Genomic DNA, 19539 nt, shown 5'->3' on the forward strand with positions numbered 1-19539 from the left:
GAGATTACGTCCGAGTGATGGGGCACGCGGTAAAACGCATCATTTCGCCCAGCGTTCGGGTTACCTGTTTCAGCGCGTACTCAACGGCGGAAACATCACCCGTCAGAACCACCGCACCGGTAAACCTGTCGAGAAAACCAATCTCTACCGCCCCGGATTTCGTGGCGATATCACAGGCGATGATTGAGGCTTCGCTGGGGGTAATGGTCAGAATACCGATTGCGGAAACCGCATCTGGTAATCCCAGCTTCTTGAACAAATCTTTACCTGGATTAGCAATAAGATGCGCCAGCGTGACCTGTTTGCCTGGTACATATTCCTGAATCATTCGATCCGTGGTGGGTTGTCTTTCCATTATCCCTCCACCATTTGTCGCCACATGCTTTCATGCGGGCGAGGTATGACCGAGCGGTAAACCAGCAGGCCTTTTTCACCCGCACTTTCACTGGCAACCGTCACTGCGTTATTCACATCGGATACATCGCCAGCAACGACCATGTAGCACTTGCCGCCAATACCAAATGCCATATGGACACGTACCAGCGTGACGTTGGAGGCTTTAACCGCCCGGTCGGCGGCGCAGATGCAGGCAGCAACGCTCCATGTTTCGACAATACCAACAGCCTGACGCTTATCCACGCTGTTTAGTCCGCTGATTGCGGGGAGTACGCTGGCATGAATGTTGGGGAGTACCAGACTGTCAACGAGCATATCGCCAGCAAGAGATGTTCCAGTGGCAATCGCCTGTTGTACGGCACCTACGTCACCACCGAGCATGAGTAGAAATTTTCCCGGGCAGATGGTCTTGCTGACCAGTAAATTCACATTCGCGCTTTTTAACATGGCATCACCAGCTTCCATCCCTTTGGCAATGCTGGTGAGTTCTAAAATCCCTATAGCCTGAGACATGATTAACCTCTAATTACCGTGATAGATTGCTCAGTGATTTCGCTGACAATACCGTCAATGCTGGCGTGAACAGGCGCGCCTAATGCACCGGACGGCACATCGGCAACGCATTGACCGCGAACAACGCGTTCGCCTTGTTCTACACATGGGATGGCGCTGGCACCAATATGCTGGCGTAACAACAGCGTCGTTTTATCTGTGGAATAATCAGTCTCAGCCAGTGGCGCATCGTGATACCAGTCGCTAAGACCCAGTTTGGTAATAAGGCGCTTAACCGGGATCAACCGGTATTTCGCCATTTCATCCTCAGGATTTAGCGGCCCTTCATAACGATGGTTGAGCGCCCGCAGCTCGCGTTTCAGCATACGGTTGATGCGCATCGGTGAAATCCCAACCGGGCAGGCTACGCTTTCACACACGTTGCATTCTGAACAGGTCAGGGCCGTGAGCAGCAGCTGCGGTGTGGCCGCCTGCTGATAATTAACCGCACGAACCAACAGGTGCGGGGATAATTCATGGCCGATCAAATGCCTTGGGCACAAATCCGTACACAAACGGCACTGCTCGCAAACGGTTTTTGCTACAGAAAGCACGGTGCGTTCATCCTGCATCCGCCGCTGAATCAACGCATGAGACTTAGGCAAAACCAGCAGGCCCCCGGTGGTCTTGCTTACGGGGGTATCCAGTGAAGTAATCAGGCCGCCCATCATCGGACCTCCGTTAATAAAACCGGGATCGTCAACGGTTGCACCACCGGCCAGCGCCAGAACGTCACGTAAAGACATTCCGATAGGGACAGTGAGTGTGATGGGACTGGCGACTGCGCCGTTAACGGTCAGGGTGCGACGCGTAACGGGGTACTGCTGCTCAACTGCTCTGGCGATGTTGAGCACGGTCTGGACGTTATTGACCACCACACCGACGCTAACCGGCAGCGCGGCAGGCGGAACTCTCCGACCTGTTGCCATCCAGATGGTCAGAACCTCGTCACCAGCCGGGTAGACATCAGGCAAAATATGTAAGCGGATCCCGGCAGGCAGAAGGGGCGTTAATGCATTGATAGCCTTCTGGTATTTCTCTTTGAGCGCAATAATCCCGGCACTGGCTCCGGTCGCCGTCATGGCATATTGAACGCCGCGGATAAGTCGCTCAGCCTGGACGGCCATCAACTGCTGGTCAACTTTCAGCATTGGCTCACATTCAGCCGCATTGACCAGAAAGGTATCGACCTGCGCCTGTAATTTTACGTGAGCAGGAAAGCCTGCGCCTCCGGCTCCGACAACACCCGCTGCGCGAACGCGTTCGCGAATGGTCTGCGCATCATAAAGCGTGGACTCTGCCGTCATGGCCGTCTTCATAATAATTCCTCAAGCAGTTCCTGCATGGCACTGGCATCAGCAACACGAGGATTGGTTTGCAGCGTGACGTCAGCCAGCGCGGCCTGAACCATCAATGGGATACGTTGTGACCAGGCTTGCTTTCCGTCTTTAAGCGCGTCAACAAAAGAAGGCAACGCACACTGTTTTTTCAGTAGCTCAATATGATGAATGAGCGCATTCAATGCCGCTGTATCGTTCGCGTTATCCGGGCATAGGTGGCAGGCTTTAGCAAAACGGGCATAGCGCTTCGCAGCTCGCGGATCGCGGGCATTAAAATGAATGACATGGGTCAGCAGCAGCGCATTGGCAAGTCCATGCGGCAGATGAAACTGACCACCCAACTGATGGGCAATCGCATGATTTATCCCCAGTCCAGCCTGACTAAATGCCATTCCCGCGAGCGTTGATGCATTGTGCATTTTCCCCCTGGTTGCCAGACAGTCGCCTTTGCTGACGGCGACAGGCAGGTACTGGAAGACGATTTGAGCCGCTTTTTCAGCCAGTGCGTCTGTGAAGTCGCTGGCCTTCGTGGACACGTAAGCCTCCAGTGCATGCGTTAACACGTCCATGCCGGTATTCGCGGTGATGGCAGGTGGTACGCTGACGACCAACGTTGGATCAAGGATGGCCATGTCCGGGTAAAGCGCATTATTGAATAATGGATATTTAATGCCTTTATCCGGATCGCTAATCACGCAGGCACTGGTTACCTCGGAGCCTGTGCCGCTGGTGGTGGGAATTGCGACACAGGTTTCAATTTCAATACCGAACTGTCGGCTGAACCAGACGATGGCTTTTGCAGCGTCCAGTGCTGAGCCGCCACCAAAACCCATCACGACGTCTGGTTGCAGGGACTGCATTTGTGCAATCCCTTGAACTACCGTGCCGATGGTGGGATCGGGGGTGATATCGCTGAAAATGCTGATGCGGTTATCCGCTGGCAGAGCGTTGCGCAGCTTTTCAATCAGGGGAGAACGTGCGAGAAAACCATCGCAGATAATCCAGATATGCTTATTCGTGAAACGCTTGAGTACATCCAGACTTCCCTGGCCGCTGTACAATCGAGTTTGCAGTGAAAAGCTATTCATAACGGCCCCATTAGCGAATAGAAAAACCGTTTGTCAGCACGCAACGACGAGAGCGTGCGAAAGTGCGCGCAGATGTTGTTCCTTCACCGGTTGGCGTCGCAATAGTGAAGGTTGTAAAACCTTCACCACCAACGCCGATCCCGGCGTAAGAGGGGCCATTTTTCACAAAGATGGAGGTCTGAAGCGTGCGCGCGGCAAGGTTCAAACGTGACACATTTTGCGAATGCATAATGGCGGTGTGATGCAATCCCTCTTCAACTTTCAGGGCCAACGTTAATGCACTGTCAAAATCGCTCACCGTTACGACGGGGAGCATTGGCATCAATTGCTCGCTGGTAACCCACGGGTCGTCAGCCTTGACGATGCCTGTCAGTAGTCGAGGTGCTTTTGCCGGAACCGGTATTCCTGCTGCTTCCAGTAAGGTTGCCGGGCTTTTACCCACCAGTTTTTTATTGGCTATGCCTTCTGGTAGACAGACAGCACGCAGTTTGTCTACCTCTACGCTATTGAGAAGCATCGCACCAAAAGACTGCATCTGTTGAACCAGTCGTTCGGCAACGGCATCAACAACAATCAGGCTCTTCTCAGCAATGCAGGGGAGGTTGTAATCAAAGGATGCGCCATTGATGATATCTTCCGCCGCCTTAACCAGGTCGGCCGTTTCATCAACAATGCAGGGTGGATTTCCTGCGCCTGCGCCGATGACTTTTTTCCCGCTTTTCATGCCCATAGCAACAATGCCAGGGCCACCGGTAATCGCCAGAACTGCGATTTTAGGGTGCGCCATCATCTGCTGGGTAGCCTCAAAAGTGGGTTCTGTGACCGTGACGACAAGATTACGAATTCCGCAGCAACGGAAAGCAATATCTTCGATCATGGCAATCAGCTTGAGTGAAACCTTTTTAGCACCCGGATGCGGACTGAAGTAAACGCTATTCCCTGCCGCCAGCATGCTGATGCTGTTGTTAATAATGGTCTCTGTCGGGTTTGTACTGGGGGCGACAGAACCAATCACGCCAAACGGTGAATACTCGAATAACACCATGCCGCCGTCACCGGTTAACGCCGTGGTGGTGAGATCTTCGATACCCGGAGTGTTGTCCAGCGCGGCTTTATTTTTAAGGAACTTATCCTCTTTGTTACCCATCCCCGTTTCGGCAGCGCTCTCAGCGGCCAGTGAAGCAAGATGAGGCGTCAGTTCTTCGCGTAGGGCGTTTATGATGGCGCTGCGGGTTTTCAATGGACATTGCTGGTAACGCAGAAAAGCCTGATGCGCTGCATCGATAGCTTCGCCAACGGACGGAAAAATACCGTTACCCTGAACTTCTGCTTTTGCCGGGGCGAGTTGCTCACTCAAAATGTTACGAATAAGGGTTTCAAGTTCTGAAGTATTCATTGATGTGTTCTCACGTTAATCGCCGCAATGGCCGTTTCTGCAATGTCCATATCCTGTTCAACGCTTCCTCCGCTGATGCCAAGACCCCCGAGGAGTAAACCCTCACGCCATAATGCGTACCCGCCACCGAAGGTGACGACTTTTCCCTGCATATGGCTTTCCAGACCGTAAAGCACAGCGCCGGGTTGCACTGCCGATGTCAGCTCATGTGTGGCGGTTTTCATCGCCACGGCAGTCCAGGCTTTTTTGGGTGCCAGTTCGCTACTCACGAGTAATGCGTCAGGCATGCGCCAGACCACCGTTTGGGTCCCGTTGGCATCAACAATGCTAATGACGACCGGAACCTGAAGTTCTTCTGCTCTCGTCACCGCAGCGCGAGTGAGTTGGTGGAGCTCCTGAAAAGACAGAGACATAGTCGGCTCCTTTATGGCTGGTGCTTGAACGGCAGCGAGATAGCGCTCAGCCACTTTCTGAATGATGTCGTTTTGATGGGCGTCATGATCTTCTGCTCGTGCAAGCGCATATAAGCAGTCGGACAGGCGATTGATATAACGCATCAGCACGTGTCTGACGGAGATCTCGGTGGAGAGCTCGACCAGTCGTCTCTCTGCGCGGCGTGCCAGCGTACGGGCAAAGTGCAGTCGGCTGGCGGCTTCGCTGCGGCCAGGTAGAATAAAGCTGCGCAGGGGCGGTACTCTTCCCATTGCGGTATCGATGGCAGCTTCCAGTGCCGCAATTTCTTCCGAGCTGATGTAGCGCTGCTCTGGCGTTGGTTCTTCGCTTTCGCTTGCCAGTTCGGCGCTGAACCAAAAAAGCTGCAGCTGGATATTCTCAAGTAACTGCCGGTGCTGCGGGTTTTTCGCTGCACAAATGCACAGACTTAGCGCCGCATTCAGTTCGTCCAGCGTACCGTAGGCTTCCACGCGTGGATGCGTTTTGCTCACGCGCTGTCCGGTAAAGAGGGCTGTTGTTCCGGCATCACCAGTGCGGGTATAAATCGCCATAATTCCTCCTAACGAGAAAGCGTGTCGACAATGCCGACGATAGCCAGATCGATGGCCTCATTAGGGCCAGAAAAAACGTGTCTGGCGCTGGATCCGCTGCTGAGTAATACCAGTTCGCCGGTCCCTGCGCCGACAGAATCAACAGCGACTTCATCTCCACTCACAGGGGATGCAGGAAGCTCTCCGTCAGCACTTACCCGACGTACCAGCAACAGTTTTTTTCCCACCAGTGATGGGGATTTTTGCGTGGAAACCACAACGCCTGTAACCCGGGCCAGATGCATAGCTCACTCCTGCTTAATTAGTTGGACATTTCGCAGACTGACTGCTTCCTGAGCCAGAGCCGTCACGACACACCGACGGCGCAACACCAGTACGCCATCCCTTAATTGGGCGACGTCGGCATAGCTGAGAAGCTTCTCAGGATGCAAAAAGATGATTCGTCCCCGTTCGTCATTGAACTCCAGCGGCAGACGTGCGAGTTTTTTCACGGGGATTGCGGGTAACAATCGGTGTTGTAGTGAAATTTTCACGCGGACTCCGCATGCCAGCGCGTCGTGAATCTTTCCCACCGACATGTTGGCTGGGCAGCCTTCGGCAATTTGTTCCAGTAATGGCAGATCCACTTGCTGGAGATGGAGCGACGAGTACTGGCAGCATACTGTCCGTGAATCGATTTCCCGTAACTGCGCGACGCTAAGAGTGAGCGTGCTTTCCGCGCGTTTTTTTAATCGGGAAACAACCTCCTCGATAATGCGTTGCAGCAGTTCGTTGTTCATCGTGAGGTCACCAGTGTGGCGAATGTCTGGGGATTATCAGCGCCTGCAGCATTGGCTTCGTCTGTATCGATATGCATTTCGAGGCGCATATCCGGCGAAACGCGTACGGCGACGTTATCGAAAATCAGTCGACGTTCATCGCCATTAATGGCGACCGAAACTTTATCGCCATGGGAAACCCGCAGAATCAGAGCATCGAGCGGAGACATATGGATATGCCGTTGGGCGACGATCACCCCAGATGCTAAGTCCAGTTCAGCAAATGGGCTGACGAGACGAACACCGGGTGTGCCCTGAATATTGCCCGACATCCGCAGCGGAGCAGCAATTCCCAACGTGCGGGCGTCGGTACGAGAAATTTCGACCTGGCTGGTACTGCGCAGCGGGCCGAGTAAACGCACATTTTTTAACTGACCTTTTGGCCCCACCAGCGTGACAGTCTGCTCTGCTGCATATTGTCCTGGCTGCAGCAGCCCTTTTTTCTCACTAATGGGGTGATTGGGAAACAAGCGACCGTAATCTTCAGCGCACAGATGAATATGACGATTAGAGATCCCCAGCGGAATCGGGCGCTCGCGCATTTCATCCAGAACCTTAGCGACAGTGGTCTCCAGTTGCTGTTTATCCATTACGCTTCACCTCGTTTGCCAGAGTGAAGACAAAGTGTGCGCGGCTCACCTTTTTGGCGAGGGCAGGCAGGATCAAGACACAAATTGCAGCTAATCAACTCTGCATCTTGCGGGGCTTCGGGTACATCATGGTCTACAAATATCTCTTCATGCGGTACGGCTGGTATGGGTTCGGGCGTTGGCTCAGGCTCCAGGACAACGCTATGCGACAGGATCCCGTCCCCGGGTCTGGAAATGACTTTGTGAGCCACCAGTCCATCTCGCTGGTCAGCGAAACTGACACCGGTGGAAATGGCCGCCTGGACGGAGGCCACATCCCCGATTATCTTGATCACCGTCCAGCCTGAGCCGTTGGTTTTTTCGAGGCCCACCAGCGTGATGGAGGCGGCTTTCGCCATGACGTCCGCGCAACTGATGGCTAATGCCAGACCACTAACTTCAAGTAATCCCAGTGATTGCTTCACGCTGTGCTCCTTGGTTGCAACGACTTATGCGGATTTAGGTAAAATGGCTTCAACGTCGCTGTGCGGACGCGGGATAACATGGCAGGATTTCACCTCACCAACGGCGCTTGCGGCTGCGCTTCCAGCATCTACGGCTGCTTTCACCGCGCCGACATCACCGCGAACCATAACGGTGATAAGGCCAGAGCCGATTTTTTCGTAACCAACCAACTGCACGTTTGCGGATTTCACCATGGCATCAGCGGCTTCAATAGCGCCGACAAGCCCTTTTGTTTCAACCAGTCCCAGTGCGTTATTCATACTGCTTTTCTCCTGTGGGTTATGAGTGGCATTCCCGGAACGGAATGCCTTTAACCAGCCGCGCAGCGTTGTTACCAATGCTGCGGCGATCGTGGCTATTTTGTTGATATGTCAGCGTAAAAAGTGGTGCTGACGTGGGTAAGTTTTTGTAATGCACGACCAGTTTTTCGCGGCTACAGCCAATACCGACCAGCAATGGAGACTGGCAGGCGGCCAACCATGCGTTGTGGATAACGTCAGTTGAGCCACTCTCCTGAATCACAAAGGGGATCCCTTCTTCTTCAATACCCAGCAGTACGTCATTCCAGACGTCAGCACAGTCAGCACTGGTGAAGATAACGATGGCTGGGGTGGTGAGATTACTTTCCATGAGCGAATGCCTTATGCCAGGAGAGAATCAGTCCTGTCGCAACCGCATTGCGTGGACCTTCGGTACCACGAATGTTGCCGCGCCCGGCAACCAGTCGATAATGCGCCAGAGCATCGGTGACCAGCTGTGGAACTTCAAAATCCAGAGATGAGCCGCCAACCAGCACCACAAAGGGAATATCCCGAATGTTCCCGGTCGGACTGACCTGACGTAGCGCTCTGAGTGCGTTAGTAACGAAAACGCGCTCCTTAGCGCTGCGGCGAATGGCCCGTACTTTCTCCAGCGCCAGTTCACCAGGCAGTGGCACCAGTTCATCGGGTTTCACTACGCACACGCGCGCAAAAACCGTTGGTGGGAGAGGCGTAGGGAAGAACTGAACACTGCCGTCTTCGTGGCGAAGGTGGAACAAGCTCTCAACTTTCGCCAACGGATACTTTTTAATCTCTTCAGCGAGATAACGGTCATCCAGGCCCAGTTCACGGGCAATGATCATCGTGACCATATCGCCTGCGCCTGCCAGGTGCGTGGCAATAATTTCGCCCTTAGGATTGATGATAGAAGCGTCGGTTGAACCCGCGCCGAGATCCAGAATAGCCAGTGGTCGTGTTGTGCCCGGAGTTGTTAAGGCTCCCAGAATGGCAGCTTCGGCTTCGGCCCCGCCAACCTGGACATCAATGTTGAGCTTTTGCGTGATCTCCTGGGCAATCATCGCCATTTGCAGGCGGTCTGATTTCACCATGGAGGCTATGCCGACAGCCTGTTCCAGCGAGAACTCACCGGCAAGTCCACCCGTCACGCTAACGGGTACCGAGGTATCGACCGCCAGCAGATCCTGAATAAAAATTTCATGACTGGGTTTGTTGGTTAATTCAGCCATCGTCTGGCGCACATGCTCCAGCATGCCGCCAATATTGGTGCCAGCTTCTCCGGTCACGTTATCCAGTTTTGGGCATTCACCAACCGCTTTCATAATCGCTTCGGCGCCCGCGGCAACGTCAACCCGTACGGTACGACCCTGAGACTGTAGCTCCAGATTTCCGGCAGGAATCGCTCGCGCTTTCACATCACCTGACGGCGTTTTCACCACCACGGCTGAACGGTTGCCGATCAGCGCCCGTGCCATCGGAACAATGTTTTTAGTCTCATCGGCATTGAGGCTAAAGACAGTTGCAATGCCGTAGGGGTTAGAAAGGGTTTCAATGACCTTTCCTGGTACAGCGACCTCAATGGCAGCCAGCATCCCCAACGGGATACGGTCGATATGAAGGACTTCATCGACGATGGGCAGGGGGTGAGTCAGACGATTGCTGACCAACACGCCATCGTCCTGCTGCAAAATAACGCCAGTCAACTGGTATCCAGCACGGACGGAGGCATTAATCATCGTAGCAACATCGGCGAAATCAAATGCCGATGACACCACCAGAATATAGGGCGTATCCGCCGGGCGACTGAGAAGGTCTTCCGGCGTAATAGTGACGCCCACGCCTAACCCGACGCCGCCCGGTGTTTTAGGGTTATGGCCGATCATGGTGGATTCAGTGATGATGGTTTCGGTTATTGTTTCCATCGCCACGTCGCCAATGACCGGGGTGGCTTCGTTAATACGGATGAGCGAAATATCGCTGACATTGATACTGGCGTTTTTTGCCGCCAGCGTAAGGGCCTCCTGAATGCCAAACACATTACGTAATGTGCCCTTAATTCCGGTGGTTTCTGCCAGCGCGCTGCCGGTGATGCTCAGCACGCCAGACTCATCCAGAGTAGCCAGAGCGACCTCCGTTGATGAGTTGCCTATGTCAATGCCAGCTATATATCGCATGATCCTTTCCCTGAGTTAGTCGTCGCCTTTGAGTTTTTTACGCTCAACGTACAGCGCTGCCGCTTCACGAACGAAAGCTGCACAGATTTTTGCCTGATAACGATTTTCGAGATCGTCGGCGATAGCCATCAGCTCATCTTTTGTTGAGCGGTACGGGCGCAGCGCGTTGTAGATCTCAAGAATGCGATCGTCAGGAACAGCGGTTAGCTCGGCTGCGCGCTCGAAGTTCATCGCCAGCCTGTCACGTCCGGCATCTTTGGCGATTTCCGCCTGCAGGCGCAGTGTTTCAGGGGTGATGCGCATGTCCTGCGCGGTCACTTTGTTGCTCAGAACATTTTCAAGCGTGAAGTCGTCCAGCGTTTTGTTGGTCGCAGTTTTTACCCACTCAGGATGTTTATTCGCGAGAGGGTAATCCGTGACTTTCGCGGTATGTGCTGATGAACTCGCCGCGGGCGGAGTCGCAGACTCGCCTTGCAGGCTGTTCATCCGGCTCAACACATCCCGAACCATCGATTCAATTGCGTCGGTATTCATGGAGGTATCCTTTATCAAAGCGCCACGCGCAGTTCCTGCGGGTTTTTGCCTGTCACAACGTATTTGGTCTCTTTAATGTGCAGAATGGCCGATTTCGCCTGGTACTTAGGACGGGCCATCTGGTCATTCAGAGTAGGGACCGGTTGCGGAGATTCACGCTTGGCATAACGCGCGGCGTTTTTACCGATCTGACGATAGGTTTCCAGCGTCAGAAGCGGTGCCTGAGGGAACAGCTCCAGGTTTGAAAGCGGCGGTAACCCCTGCTGGTGGATAACCGTGGTACCTTTTGACTGGATGCCGATAGAGATCCCGGAACCGCTCAGACGGTTCCCCTCAACGGCGACAAACGCCACATCGGAGGATTTAAAGCAGCGGATAACGCGCGCTTTAATGCCTTCTTCTTCAATACCGGCAATCACTTCGCGCAAGATATTCTTATGCGGGATACCTACGATATTGACGGTTTGCGAGAGCCCGAACGCCGGCCCTACGGCAATAATCACTTCATCCTGTTGCTGGCCTTGTTTGGCTTCACCAATCTCGGTCAGAAAGCTGTCTCCCTGTGTCGCCGCAGCCTGAGGTGCGCTTGCCGCTGTAGATGCGCGGAAAGAGACGGGTTTGTCGCTGGTCTGCATTTCAGACAACACATCTTCAATTATCTGGCGCAGTAGTTTTTCATTAATTTCCATTTTTCACCCCTTAGCCAAGCTCGTTGGGATCAAGTGCGCCAGGGATGTTTTTGATTTCTTCCCAGCGTTCGCCCTGCAGGCGATAACCTGTTGCCGGACCGGCATAGTCGTTAACATCATTGACGGCGGATAGCACCTGTCCGTCGCCAACGATAATGGCGGAGGTATGCAGGTAATCCCCGGTTAACTTGGCTTTCTGGATATTGAGCATGTCCTGAGCGACATCGGTAAATCCGCCCTGAGCAAGGGCTTTCACCACTTCCAGACCGTTACGGTTTTTATTGATGATCTCTTGTGCAAACTTGATGTCTTCAACGATGTTACGTTCCGGCATATCTTTCGAACCGTGGGCGTAGGTCGCAGCTTCCACTTCTTCATCAGTGATTGGTGGTAATCCCATCCCGGCAAAGACGGCCTGCAGCGCACGTGCCGCTTTGTTACGAATGGCGATAACGTCTTCTTCGCGAACCGGGCGCAGACCGCCGTCTACTTTCAGGTCGCGCTGAAGAACGTTGTAGTCGTCAAAATCTTCAGCATCCTCGTTCGAACCCGCAAACATGTTGTCGTAGTTCGGCACCGCGGAATAACCAGAAGAAATGAAGTCAGTACCCGGCAGGAACTGCATCAGCAGACGCGCAGTACGACGCATATCCGAGTGGGTAAAGGTTTGGTCGTTGCTGGAGGCGCATTCCAGATCCAGAGAGGAACAAATCAGGTTTTCAGCCAACACTGCACGAATGCCTGACGGCACGGCGGAAGGGACACCGATGCAGCTTACTGAACCGTTTTGCAGGCCCTGTACGCCCGCAGCTTTGGTGATGTAAATGCAGCGGGCTTCCAGATAAAGCATTGATTTGCCTTCGGCGTAACCCATCTGAACTTCTGAGCCAGAGCCGGAGGTAAAGCGCATTTTCAGACCACGGGATGCGTAGGACGAGGCGAGGAAGCCTTTCGACCATGGCGTGTCATCGCCGTCGGTAAAGACGGGTTCAGTACCATAGACGGAGATGGTTTCCGCGTAGCAGGTGTGGCCTAGCATGCCGAGTTTAAGTTCGGTAGCTTCTTCCAGCGAGCACTGGGTTAATACGCCCGGGCGTCCAACCTGTGAGCCGACTAACAGCGCAATGGCGTTAAATGGCGCATAACGTGCAACGGCAACGGTTGTTTCCTGTTCGTCAAACCCGCGCCATGCGCCTTCAGCGGCATCAGCGGCAATCTGCACCGGGTTATCTTTGACGTTAGTGACGTGCGCTTGTTGAGATGGTGTACGACGAGCACGCATTTTCTGCATCGCCATCATCATCTCAACGACGTTCATATGGGACACTACTTCGACAATTTTTGCCGGCGTCATTGCGGTGGTCAGCGGCACAATGTCTTTGCGCTTCACGTTAGGGTCGCAAAGCATATTGGCCAGTTTGACCGAGTCCATCGCCATGACCTCTTCAGCGCGCGCCAGGTTAATGCCATAGCGGGCAATGAAATGGTCGATTAAGTCAAATTCACTGGCGGATTTACCGTCCAGTTCAGTGACTGTACCGTTGACGATTTTAATCGACGGTTTGGGGTCGTTCGGGCTTTCCATCGCAATGAAGCCTTCTTCGATCCACTCCTTAACGAAACCATCCTGATTCACAGGGCGCTTCGCCAGTGCTTCAAATCTTTTCGATCTCATGAATCAGCCTCACTGATATCAGATGTAGGACGGACGATCGTTTTTCGGCTCTGAGCCGAGGGTCCCGAGTACGGTTTTACCGATTTCACGGGCGGAGATAACGGCCTGACGAACAGCGCCAGAGTCACCCGAAATAACCAGAATGGCTTCGTTACTGAAGCTGGTGCCATGGGCAGGGGAGCTGTAGGCCACAACTTCCACGTTGGCGGATTTCAGGGCCGTATCGGCCATCAGGACACCAACGGATGCTGGCGCGCCGACGATAACGCCACAGGCACGGCCAATCGGTGCGCCAAAGGCTTTTTCCAGCGCGTAGCTGGCGCGTGCGGTGTACTGCATTTCGATGTGACCGGCTTCGTTGGCATAAACATCGCCAAAGGTGCGATCCAGTTCTTTCAGTGCGACTTCAATGCCGCGTTTCACGTCGGAAACATCGTTGCCGCCAAGAATAATCAGCGAACCATGACCTGCGCCGCCTTTGGTATCACGTGGTAACTCAATACTGACGACTTCAGTATTGGTGGCTTTTACCGCTTCATCGGCGGCCATGATGTGCGGACCTGCGCCAGTACGGGCGCCAAGGATGCCAATGGAGCGATACCGTTTTTCAAGTTTCATTGCGTCCAGTAGGGCGCTGTCTACGTTGGCGATTACCAGACCGACGGTGTCGCCAATCGCGGTACCGACAAACTCCGTTAAACTGCAGCTTTTCTCTGCCATAGCCGTTTCTCGTGTTGGAGGATTATTTTCAGGGATAGCCTGCTGTTCCGGCGTTGCCACGCGAGCAATCACCTGCGCCATGATCTGTTCAACCAGCTCATTGCTGCTCATTAGCTAATTCCCTTCGGTAAGATTTTTTCTACATCGGTATGCGGGCGTGGGATGACGTGTACGGCTTTCACTTCTCCCACATTACGGGCTGCGGCGGCACCTGCATCTGTTGCTGCTTTGACTGCGCCGACATCGCCACGGACAATGACTGTTACCAGTCCCGAACCAATTTTTTCGTAGCCGACCAGCATTACATTGGCTGACTTCACCATTGCATCTGCGGCCTCTATGGCTGCAGTTAAGCCTTTGGTTTCTACCATTCCTAACGCTTCTTGTTGCATAAAGACCTCGCCTGGGTTGTCCCGATTTTCATGACTATAAAAAGAAGCGAGGAAAAAGAATGGCTGAGTTGAAAGTAAGAGTGAAAAAATAGTGGGGTTATGGTGAGATAAAATTGCCATGTGCCATCATAACAATTTGTTTTTGTTGGTTATTTTTAGTTTGGGTAATGTGACTATTTGGTTGTGTTAATTCCATATTTACACTTTTCCGAGTGACAGTTTAAATATCATTTGCTATGCGAGAAAAATGAAATTGTGATGATCGTTTGAAAATGGAATTCTGCTGTTCGCAATATTTTATTATTTTGAAAATGTACTTTTAATAGGGTAAATCCTCGTTTTACTGCCTGCTTTAATAAAGGTGATAGCAAGAATTTGCTATCACAACACGATTTTTAAGGGCATGTCGCTTGCAGATTGCCAACAATTTGCCGATACAGATTTTTATAGTAAGCCTTGAAGTAATCTTCCTGCCAGCAAGGAGTCCGCTGGTAAAGACACGAACTCTGCTTAGAAGGTGTCACAATGAACGATTCACTAAGAGCGCAATGTATTGCTGAGTTTTTAGGTACCGGACTATTTTTGTTTTTTGGTATTGGGTGCCTGAGCGCCCTGAAGGTCGCGGGTGCCAGTTTGGGATTGTGGGAGATCTGCATCATATGGGGCTTGGGGATCTCGCTTGCAGTTTACCTGACAGCCGGGATTTCTGGGGCCCATCTCAACCCCGCTATTACCATCGCACTTTGGTTGTTTGCCTGTTTTCCGGGTCGTAAGGTACTACCTTATTCTGTCGCTCAGATAGCGGGGGCCTTTGGTGGCGCTATGCTGGCCTATTTGTTGTACGGCAGCTTATTTATTGAGTATGAATCAGCCCATCAAATGGTACGCGGTAGTCTGGAAAGCCTGCAACTTGCCAGCATTTTTAGTACGTATCCTGCCGCCGCACTGAGTGTCTGGCAGGCCGCACTGGTCGAAGTGGTGATTACCTCCATTCTGATGGGGATGATTATGGCGCTAACGGATGACGGTAACGGTGTTCCCAAAGGCCCGTTAGCACCACTGCTGATTGGTATTCTGGTTGCTGTTATTGGCGCATCAACCGGTCCACTTACCGGTTTTGCGATGAACCCGGCACGTGATTTTGGTCCTAAATTGTTTGCCTGGATGGCCGGGTGGGGTGATGTTGCGATGACCGGGGGGCGCGATATCCCTTATTTCATCGTGCCGATTGTGGCACCCATCATCGGCGCCTGTGCGGGCGCAGCAATTTATCGTTATTTTATTGGCAAAAATTTACCGTGTAATTCGTGTAAGTTGGAGGAAAACGAGAGCTAGCTTCACGAAAGATGTTTATTATTGAAAGGTAAAAACTGTTTTCGTGATCCGGTTTCCTGAACGGCTTAAAAAGTCTCCCAACAATGGGAGACTTTTGTTATGTTCAATGCTGACTTTCATCAGAGCGCTGGATTGCGAGATGAAAATGAATGTGTGAATAATATGTTTTATTTATAACAATAAATTAACTGAGAGGTTTTATCATGATTTCTGCGAGTGCCCTGAACTCAGAACTCATTAATAAAATCGCACAGGATTTTGCACAGGCCACCAGTCTGGCTGTTGTGGTTGTCAATATTCACGGTGATGAAATTTCTGAGCTTTTTAATTTCACTCCTTTTTGCCAGTTGATGCGCCAGCATCCTCAGCATAGTACGCGTTGTCGTATGAGCGACCGCTGTGGAGGGTTGGAAGCCTCTAAATCCGATCAACCCTGCATTTATCGCTGCCATGCCGGGCTTACCGATTTCTCAATTCCGCTGGTCATCGCGGGACACCTGGTAGGGTTCGTGCTTTGTGGACAAGTACGCTTAAGTAACGATGTAGGCCTCGTTGATATTCTGAACGTCGATGACCGCTGGCAAGCCGATCCAGAGCTGGTAAACGAGTTCCGTAATGTACCTGAAATGGACTATTCTCGCGTCATTGCTTCAGCGGATTTACTCAAGCTCATCGTCGAAAATTGCCTTAAGAAACAACTTAATTTTGTTGTTATCAAAGATAACCCGCAGCAGTCAGAGCCGGTACGCGCTAACCGTAGTACCAACCCTCATGACAGTAAAATGAAAAAAGCCCTGCGCTATATTGATGCACATTTATCAGACGATCTACGTCTGGAAGATGTTGCCTCTCATGTTTTCCTTAGCCCGTACTATTTCAGCAAATTGTTCAAAAAATATCAGGGTATTGGTTTTAACGCATGGGTAAACCAGCAAAGAATGGCCAGTGCCAAAGAGCTGCTTTGTCACAGTGACTGGAGCATAGCCAGCATTGCGCGTAATTTAGGCTTTTCGCAAACAAGTTATTTTTGCAAAGTTTTCCGCCAGACCTATCAGGTTACGCCGCAGGCATTTCGCCAGCAAATAAATGTCATTTCACGTGGTGAATCCGCTTAAATAGCAATATTTTGCTATTGCCGATTTTTGATATAGGGCGCTATGTTAGTCATTATAAAATGAAATGTGACAACAGCAGTCAATAAATTGTCATAGCGCAACAAAATAATGGTATTAGAGGGATAAACTGCACCAGTTTTTATTTTTGTGATGAGATACAGTGTCTGTGTGAATGACTTTCTTTATTCTTAGCTGATACTTTCATTCAAAAAGTGAACGTATGAATAAGTGGGTTAAGGCCAGAAAATTGGCTGAATGAACTCGGAAAGATATTAAATTGAATTATTGTCATGAGGTCGTGAATTTACCTCATAACAGAGAGCTTAATTAACCAGGCTCTTGAACTGACAGGTTTGCCACATTTGTGGTAGGGAAGGGGGTGAGAATCCCCCGCAGCCCCCGCTGCTGTGATGCTGACGACCCCGTATGGACCACTGATCGCAAGATTGGGAAGGACGGGTGAGGATGACGCTAAGCCAGAAGACCTGCCTGTCAGTGACTACCAACAACTTCGGTGGGAAGTGGGTGGTTCAGATGCATACAGTCGAGAGACTGGGTATCTCTACACCCCTACCACCCTGAACAGGATCAGGGTATGGCGGCCAATTTTCACGCATTTGTTCTTGCAGGTACCGGAAGCGGCTGTGGTAAAACCACGGTGACGCTGGGCTTGTTGAGCTTGTTGAAAAAACGCGGTTTGCGCGTCCAGCCTTGCAAAGTAGGTCCTGATTACCTTGATACCGGCTGGCATACAGCGGTATGCGGTACCGCTTCCCGCAATCTTGATAGCTTCATGCTTCCCGTCCCCACGCTGAACGCTCTATTCAACGAGCAGATGCAACATGCGGATATCGCCGTTATTGAAGGTGTGATGGGGCTGTATGACGGCTATGGTACCGATCCAAACTACTGCAGCACCGCCGCGATGGCTAAACAGTTAGGCTGTTCGGTCATCTTACTGGTTGATGGCAAAGCCGTTTCCACTTCAATCGCCGCCACGGTAATGGGTTTTCAGCATTTTGATTCCACCCTGAACATCGCCGGGGTTATTGTTAATCGGGTTAACAGCGAAACGCATTACCAGTTACTGAAAGTCGCAATCGAACGATACTGCGATGTACCCGTCTTGGGCTACGTACCCCGTATGGAGGGTGTTGCCCTTCCCGAACGTCATCTGGGTTTAGTAACCGCACGTGAGTCGGTTATCAATCAGCAACCGTGGCAGGCTTTTGCCGCGACGCTGGAGCAAACCCTTGATATCGACGCGCTTCTGACATTAAGCCAGTCAACCAATCTTCCTGCTGGCGAATGGCCCGCGCTTCCTGCCGCAGACGCCGGAGCAGGGCTAACGGTTGCCATTGCCGATGACGAAGCCTTCAACTTCTACTACCCGGATAACATTACGCTGCTGGAACGTACGGGACTAAATATTGTTCGTTTTAGCCCGTTGCACGACACCTGTTTACCGGACTGTCAGATGATCTGGTTAGGTGGCGGATATCCTGAGCTACACGCTGCGGCGCTGGCTCGCAATGTCTCGATGCTGAATCAACTGCGAGAGGCTCATCAACGTGGCGTCGCGATTTATGCAGAGTGCGGCGGGCTGATGTATCTCGGCAGTTCGCTTGAGGACAGCAACGGCGATATCTGGCCGATGGCGGATATCATTCCCGGCCACAGCAAAATGGGGAAACGTCTGACCCGATTTGGCTACTGCGAAGCGCAGGCCGCGCAGCAAACATTGTTAGCTGCAGAAGGCGAAGTGCTGCGCGGGCATGAATTCCACTATTCCGATTTTACCCCTGAAACGCCAGCGGTGATGAACTGTCGCAAAGTGCGCGATGGTAAAACGCTGCAAGCCTGGTCCGGCGGCTGGCAGGTCGGAAACACCTTTGCCAGCTATCTACACGTTCATTTTGCTCAACGTCCGCAGATGCTTAACCATTGGCTGGCAGCCGCGAGGAGTGCGCTATGACGATCCTTGCATGGTGTGTTGCCTGGCTGCTTGATTTTATCATCGGCGATCCGCAGAACTGGCCACATCCGGTGCGCTGGATTGGCAATCTGATTTCTGCCGTGCAGCGAGTTATTCGGCGTTATTGCCATAGCGACCGTGCGCTGCGCATCGGCGGCGCGGTGATGTGGGTTGTGGTGGTTGGTCTGACCTGGGCTGTGTCCTGGGGCGTGCTGGCACTGGCAGAATCTATTCATCCCTGGTTGGGGTGGGTGGTAGAGGTATGGATGATCTTTACCGTGCTGGCCGGACGCTGCCTGGCAAAGGCCGCGCAGGATGTCGAACGTCCGCTACGGGCCGGTGACCTTGCTGTGAGTCGGGAAAAATTGTCATGGATTGTGGGGCGTGATACCTCACAGCTGCAACCGCAGCAGATCAATCGCGCGGTGGTGGAAACCGTGGCTGAAAACACCGTAGACGGCATTATCGCGCCGTTGTTCTTTCTCCTCCTCGGCGGTGCGCCCCTGGCGATGGCCTACAAAGCGGTAAACACCCTTGACTCCATGGTGGGTTACAAACATGAAAAATACCGCGCTATTGGTATGGTCAGCGCGCGTCTGGACGATGTCGCGAACTTTATTCCTGCAAGACTGAGCTGGCTGCTGCTGGGCGTGGCGGCATTTTTATGCCGTAAAGACGGCTCGCGAGCTTTACAGATTGGCTGGCGCGATCGCTACAACCACAGCAGCCCAAACTGTGCGTGGTCAGAGGCATCTGTAGCCGGGGCATTAGGCATTCGGCTGGGTGGTCCTAATGACTACTTTGGCGAGCGCGTTGAGAAACCGTGGATCGGTGATGCTCAACGCGACATTTCGGTAGACGACATTTCCCATACGATTCGACTGATGTGGGTGGCATCGACGCTGGCACTGGCGCTGTTTATTGCGCTGCGGTGGCTGTGGGTCGGTGTAGCCTGAGGACAACA

The 19539-nt window shown here is 52.4% G+C and carries 22 protein-coding genes and 1 riboswitch; of the genes, 4 read left to right on the top strand and 18 right to left on the bottom strand.

The window, feature by feature from the left end:
- Positions 1-4: 4 nt before the first annotated feature.
- From pduU to pduA, 18 genes are read right to left on the bottom strand one after another with little or no spacing between them, the layout of a single operon-like run.
- Entirely contained in the window at positions 5-355 is a 351-nt protein-coding gene (gene pduU, locus GHC22_RS08855; RefSeq protein ID WP_008785151.1) for a propanediol utilization microcompartment protein PduU, read from the bottom strand.
- Complete coding sequence (pduT, locus tag GHC22_RS08860; RefSeq protein ID WP_003030201.1) at positions 355-909, bottom strand: propanediol utilization microcompartment protein PduT; 555 nt, start codon at positions 907-909, stop codon at positions 355-357. Before pduT ends, pduU begins: the two co-directional genes overlap by 1 nt.
- 2 nt (positions 910-911) lie before the next feature.
- Positions 912-2267, bottom strand: coding sequence for a cobalamin reductase PduS (gene pduS / locus GHC22_RS08865; protein ID WP_153752730.1), 1356 nt, complete (start codon positions 2265-2267; stop codon positions 912-914).
- Positions 2264-3376, bottom strand: a complete 1113-nt coding sequence (locus tag GHC22_RS08870) for a 1-propanol dehydrogenase PduQ (RefSeq protein WP_153752732.1) — start codon at positions 3374-3376, stop codon at positions 2264-2266. The genes pduS and GHC22_RS08870 overlap by 4 nt, the downstream gene beginning before the upstream one ends.
- 10 nt (positions 3377-3386) lie before the next feature.
- Positions 3387-4772, bottom strand: coding sequence for a CoA-acylating propionaldehyde dehydrogenase PduP (gene pduP, locus GHC22_RS08875; protein ID WP_153752734.1), 1386 nt, complete (start codon positions 4770-4772; stop codon positions 3387-3389).
- Positions 4769-5776: a two-domain cob(I)yrinic acid a,c-diamide adenosyltransferase PduO gene (pduO, locus tag GHC22_RS08880; RefSeq protein WP_153752736.1), complete on the bottom strand. Its 1008-nt coding sequence runs from the start codon at positions 5774-5776 to the stop codon at positions 4769-4771. Before pduO ends, pduP begins: the two co-directional genes overlap by 4 nt.
- An 8-nt stretch (positions 5777-5784) precedes the next feature.
- Positions 5785-6060 carry a EutN/CcmL family microcompartment protein gene (locus GHC22_RS08885; RefSeq protein ID WP_003030211.1) on the bottom strand — a complete coding sequence of 92 codons (276 nt, stop codon included), beginning with the start codon at positions 6058-6060 and terminating at the stop codon, positions 5785-5787.
- Between the two features lie 3 nt (positions 6061-6063).
- The gene (gene pduM / locus GHC22_RS08890) at positions 6064-6555 is read right to left on the bottom strand and encodes a microcompartment protein PduM (RefSeq protein ID WP_008785146.1); all 492 of its coding nucleotides are present in this window, start codon (positions 6553-6555) and stop codon (positions 6064-6066) included.
- Positions 6552-7184 (bottom strand): phosphate propanoyltransferase, encoded by a 633-nt coding sequence (locus GHC22_RS08895; protein ID WP_153752737.1) that lies wholly within the window; start codon positions 7182-7184, stop codon positions 6552-6554. Before GHC22_RS08895 ends, pduM begins: the two co-directional genes overlap by 4 nt.
- The gene (locus tag GHC22_RS08900) at positions 7184-7648 is read right to left on the bottom strand and encodes a BMC domain-containing protein (protein ID WP_032943897.1); all 465 of its coding nucleotides are present in this window, start codon (positions 7646-7648) and stop codon (positions 7184-7186) included. The genes GHC22_RS08895 and GHC22_RS08900 overlap by 1 nt, the downstream gene beginning before the upstream one ends.
- 24 nt (positions 7649-7672) lie before the next feature.
- Positions 7673-7948, bottom strand: coding sequence for a propanediol utilization microcompartment protein PduJ (gene pduJ, locus GHC22_RS08905; RefSeq protein WP_001057752.1), 276 nt, complete (start codon positions 7946-7948; stop codon positions 7673-7675).
- A 19-nt stretch (positions 7949-7967) separates the two neighbouring features.
- Positions 7968-8318, bottom strand: a complete 351-nt coding sequence (locus tag GHC22_RS08910) for a glycerol dehydratase reactivase beta/small subunit family protein (RefSeq protein WP_071445402.1) — start codon at positions 8316-8318, stop codon at positions 7968-7970.
- Positions 8308-10140: a diol dehydratase reactivase subunit alpha gene (locus GHC22_RS08915; protein WP_071445404.1), complete on the bottom strand. Its 1833-nt coding sequence runs from the start codon at positions 10138-10140 to the stop codon at positions 8308-8310. Before GHC22_RS08915 ends, GHC22_RS08910 begins: the two co-directional genes overlap by 11 nt.
- 15 nt (positions 10141-10155) lie before the next feature.
- Positions 10156-10674 carry a propanediol dehydratase small subunit PduE gene (gene pduE, locus GHC22_RS08920; protein ID WP_003030243.1) on the bottom strand — a complete coding sequence of 173 codons (519 nt, stop codon included), beginning with the start codon at positions 10672-10674 and terminating at the stop codon, positions 10156-10158.
- Positions 10675-10688: 14 nt separating this feature from the next.
- Positions 10689-11363, bottom strand: coding sequence for a propanediol dehydratase medium subunit PduD (pduD, locus tag GHC22_RS08925; protein WP_003834131.1), 675 nt, complete (start codon positions 11361-11363; stop codon positions 10689-10691).
- 10 nt (positions 11364-11373) lie between these two features.
- Positions 11374-13038 (bottom strand): propanediol dehydratase large subunit PduC, encoded by a 1665-nt coding sequence (gene pduC / locus GHC22_RS08930; protein WP_003030249.1) that lies wholly within the window; start codon positions 13036-13038, stop codon positions 11374-11376.
- An 18-nt stretch (positions 13039-13056) separates the two neighbouring features.
- On the bottom strand, positions 13057-13869 hold the full coding sequence (pduB, locus tag GHC22_RS08935; protein ID WP_003834129.1) for a propanediol utilization microcompartment protein PduB: 813 nt from the start codon (positions 13867-13869) through the stop codon (positions 13057-13059).
- On the bottom strand, positions 13869-14150 hold the full coding sequence (gene pduA, locus GHC22_RS08940) for a propanediol utilization microcompartment protein PduA (protein ID WP_003030255.1): 282 nt from the start codon (positions 14148-14150) through the stop codon (positions 13869-13871). Before pduA ends, pduB begins: the two co-directional genes overlap by 1 nt.
- A gap of 525 nt (positions 14151-14675) precedes the next feature.
- Here pduA and pduF point away from each other — a divergent pair.
- The 4 genes from pduF (at position 14676) to cbiB (ending at position 19531) form a co-directional block, all read left to right on the top strand.
- Entirely contained in the window at positions 14676-15485 is an 810-nt protein-coding gene (pduF, locus tag GHC22_RS08945; protein ID WP_003030258.1) for a propanediol diffusion facilitator PduF, read from the top strand.
- A gap of 203 nt (positions 15486-15688) precedes the next feature.
- Entirely contained in the window at positions 15689-16600 is a 912-nt protein-coding gene (gene pocR / locus GHC22_RS08950) for a regulatory protein PocR (protein WP_003834122.1), read from the top strand.
- 332 nt (positions 16601-16932) lie between these two features.
- A riboswitch (cobalamin riboswitch) is annotated at positions 16933-17108 on the top strand.
- Between the two features lie 87 nt (positions 17109-17195).
- Positions 17196-18575 (top strand): cobyrinate a,c-diamide synthase, encoded by a 1380-nt coding sequence (locus tag GHC22_RS08955; protein ID WP_100272191.1) that lies wholly within the window; start codon positions 17196-17198, stop codon positions 18573-18575.
- Complete coding sequence (gene cbiB / locus GHC22_RS08960; RefSeq protein ID WP_100272192.1) at positions 18572-19531, top strand: adenosylcobinamide-phosphate synthase CbiB; 960 nt, start codon at positions 18572-18574, stop codon at positions 19529-19531. Before GHC22_RS08955 ends, cbiB begins: the two co-directional genes overlap by 4 nt.
- Positions 19532-19539: the final 8 nt, after the last annotated feature.

It is taken from the genome of Citrobacter sp. H12-3-2, from assembly GCF_009649895.1.
Taxonomy (GTDB): Bacteria; Pseudomonadota; Gammaproteobacteria; order Enterobacterales; family Enterobacteriaceae; genus Citrobacter; species Citrobacter portucalensis.